The organism is Clostridia bacterium (assembly GCA_036562685.1).
GTDB lineage: Bacteria > Bacillota > Clostridia > Christensenellales > DUVY01 > DUVY01.
In genome coordinates this window covers 1-3,256 of the sequence record DATCJR010000010.1, presented here as the reverse complement: position 1 = coordinate 3,256, position 3,256 = coordinate 1, and the positions used below count along the sequence as shown (strand labels likewise).

The 3,256-nt window shown below is 34.8% G+C and carries 3 protein-coding genes; 2 read left to right on the top strand and 1 reads right to left on the bottom strand.

Annotated elements, in window-relative coordinates; genetic code table 11:
- Positions 1 to 29: 29 nt before the first annotated feature.
- A complete protein-coding gene (locus VIL26_00355) occupies positions 30 to 731 on the bottom strand; it encodes a hypothetical protein (protein ID HEY8389398.1) in 702 nt (233 codons plus the stop codon).
- 119 nt (positions 732 to 850) lie between these two features.
- Here VIL26_00355 and VIL26_00350 point away from each other — a divergent pair, with 119 nt between their 5' ends.
- Positions 851 to 1,423 carry a GNAT family protein gene (locus VIL26_00350; GenBank protein ID HEY8389397.1) on the top strand — a complete coding sequence of 191 codons (573 nt, stop codon included), beginning with the start codon at positions 851 to 853 and terminating at the stop codon, positions 1,421 to 1,423.
- Between the two features lie 31 nt (positions 1,424 to 1,454).
- On the top strand, positions 1,455 to 2,915 hold the full coding sequence (guaB, locus tag VIL26_00345; GenBank protein ID HEY8389396.1) for an IMP dehydrogenase: 1,461 nt from the start codon (positions 1,455 to 1,457) through the stop codon (positions 2,913 to 2,915).
- Positions 2,916 to 3,256: the final 341 nt, after the last annotated feature.

Genomic DNA, 3,256 nt, shown 5'->3' with positions numbered 1-3,256 from the left:
TTGATGGTTTTTTGGGGCGAAATTATAAGCTATTCTTCTCTCACAGCAAGAACTTCTTTGCTTACAGGATCGATCAAAACTGAAGCAATTTTCTTTCCATCTGCAAAAGCTACATACCAGTAATGATCAGTTGTTTTTCCTAATGGATCGCATAACAGCTTTACATAAACTTCTGCTTTTAAAGTTTTTTTATCATACATGCTTGATATTGCGTTTTCAAGCGCATCCATGCCGACTAAAAGAGCATCTTCCCAGCCTATCATATTCTCTGTCAGAATTGATTCTAATACGAGGGTTTCATTAAAATTCCAATCGTCTTTGCTTGCGGTTACTTGTATTTCTAGACTTCTAACATTGATTTTTTGAGCAATTTCAGCGGCATAACTGTTGCCAAATGGATGCAAGGTAAATGTGCCGCTATAATCTTTTTTGCCTGTTTTTAAAATATAGTTATATGTTATATCGGCTGAGATATTATCGGGATTTTCAGGTGTTATAGTTATTACTGTATATTCGGTCATACCTTGTGCAGTGCCGTTTAGCACATAAGGATCTTCTCTTTCGCCTGTTATTATGTTTACGGATAAGTTGTCATTGTTTGCTTCATATATATTTGTTCTTATCTCTGAGAGATTATTTTTAACTTCGGAAGGTATTTTATTTGAACAGCCAATATTTATTAGCGAAAGAGTAAAAATAAGCAATAAAAATAATATGGATACCTTTTTCATAAATTACCTCAGAATTTAATTCTCTATAAATATATGAGCAAACAAACAATAATAGAATAATTTTTGACAAAACTGTATACTTGTGATAAAATAGTAAAAATTTATATTTATTTTTGACTATGGAAATAAGTGTTAAAGATAAAATAATATTTACCAAAAGATTGATTTTACGTCCGTTTAAAAAAGACGATTTTTCCGTTGTGCATCAATATTCATCTGATGAAGAGGTCTGCAGGTTTATGCCCTGGGGACCTAATTCATATTATGACACAAAAAGATTTTTAGCGCGTGCCATTAAAGGGCGCAAAAAAAGTGATAATAATTTTGTAGGTGAACACGCAGTTGTTTTGAAAGAAAATAATGAATTGCTTGGTGGCTGCGGTCTGTATATTGAAAGTAAAAGAGATAAAGAATATATGATAGGCTATTGCCTTAAAAAGTCAGCATGGGGAAAGGGCTACGCTACAGAACTTGCTCGTGCTTTATGTTATGTTGCATTTAAGTGTTTGGATGCACATAGCGTCATAGCAACTTGCGATAGCCAAAATCAAGCATCTTATCATGTTATGGAAAAGCTGGGCATGAAAAGAGAAGGTCATTTTATTGGTCGCAGATTTATTCATGAAGAATGGCATGATGAATATTTATATGCGATATTAAAAGATGATTGGATGGTTAATGAAATTTATTAAAGTTTTTATATAACAAAGGAGTAATTTATAAATGAACAAAATAATCAAAGAAGGACTGACATTCGATGATGTGTTATTAATACCTGCAGCTTCGTCTGTTTTGCCTAAAGATGTTGACACATCAGTTCAGCTGGCACCTAAAATCAAATTAAATATTCCTTTGATGAGTGCGGCGATGGATACAGTCACTGAATATAAGCTTGCTATTGCTATTGCAAGAGAAGGCGGTATAGGTATTATACATAAAAATTTACCTATAGATACTCAAGCAGAGCATGTTGACAAGGTAAAAAGAAGCGAACACGGAGTTATAACTGATCCTTTTTATCTTCATCCCGATGATTTGATTAGCGATGCTCTAGCGCTTATGGCAAAGTATAAAATAAGCGGTGTGCCTATTACCAATAATGGAAAATTAGTAGGCATACTTACTAATAGAGATTTGAGATTCGAAACCAATTTTAATCAGCCTATAAAAAATATAATGACCAAAGATAATCTTATTACTGCACCAGTAGGCACTACATTGAAAGAAGCTCAGCAGATTTTGGGCAAACATCGTATTGAAAAGTTGCCCATTGTTGATAAAGATTTTAATCTAAAAGGGCTTATTACAATAAAGGATATAGAAAAAAATATTCAATATCCCAATGCAGCAAAAGATATCAACGGAAGGTTGTTAGTAGGTGCTGCGGTCGGAACTGCTCCTGATACTCTTGACAGAGTAAAAGCATTAATTGCTGCTAAGGTTGACGTTTTGGCTATTGATACCGCACATGGTCATAGTGCTGGAGTTTTAAAGCAAGTTGAACAAATAAAGAATTTATTTCCTGATATTACTATTATTGCAGGCAATGTTGCTACGGCAGAGGCTACCAAGGCTTTGATCGAAAGAGGTGCTGATATAGTCAAAGTAGGAATAGGTCCTGGTTCTATTTGCACTACTCGTGTAGTAACAGGCGTAGGTGTTCCTCAGCTTACCGCTATTATGGACTGTGCCGAAGAAGCTGAAAAATATGGTAAGAGAATTATTGCCGACGGCGGTATAAAATACTCTGGCGATATTCCTAAGGCATTAGGTGCAGGAGCCAGTGCGATTATGGTAGGAAGTCTTTTTGCAGGAACATTAGAAAGTCCTGGAGAAATGGAAATATATCAAGGCAGAAACTTTAAGACATATAGAGGAATGGGTTCATTGGGTGCAATGGCAAAAGGTTCAAAAGACAGATATTTCCAAGAAGATGCATCCAAGCTGGTACCCGAAGGTGTTGAAGGCAGAGTTCCCTATAGAGGTACATTATCAGAGATTGTATTCCAATTGGTTGGCGGCTTGAGATCAGCAATGGGATACTGTGGTACCAAGGATATTGATACTTTGAGAAAAGAGGCAAAGTTTATAAAAATAACTGGTGCAACCTTGGTAGAAAATCATCCTCACGATATATTAATAACCAAAGAAGCGCCTAACTACAGCGTAAAACATAACTTTTAGATCAATAAACCGTCATAATTTTGTATGACGGTTTTTTTATAGTTTTTTTTACTATAAGATTTTGTTATACTTATTTGACTAATAATTTGGCAGATAAATTGAATTATATATGAAAATTTGATATACTAGGGACAAGCATAGTATTGTACTACCGCTTACTATCATTACTATGGAAAAAGGAGAAAAGTATGAGCAAAACATCTGAGCCTGTGGCTAATCAGGGCACTGAAAAAGAAGTTGATAAATTCGACACATTTAGAAATGCCTTTGAAAAGAATCTTGTAAAAAACAAAGAAATTCCTCAAGCGAGCAAGCAGGCAGCGAGCGTAGTAGAATCAATA

Bases quoted from the DNA above. Each gene is read 5' to 3' on its own strand.
- VIL26_00355 (HEY8389398.1), bottom strand. From the start codon at position 731: ATGAAAAAGGTATCCATATTATTTTTATTGCTTATTTTTACTCTTTCG.
- VIL26_00350 (HEY8389397.1), top strand. From the start codon at position 851: ATGGAAATAAGTGTTAAAGATAAAATAATATTTACCAAAAGATTGATT.
- guaB (HEY8389396.1), top strand. From the start codon at position 1,455: ATGAACAAAATAATCAAAGAAGGACTGACATTCGATGATGTGTTATTA.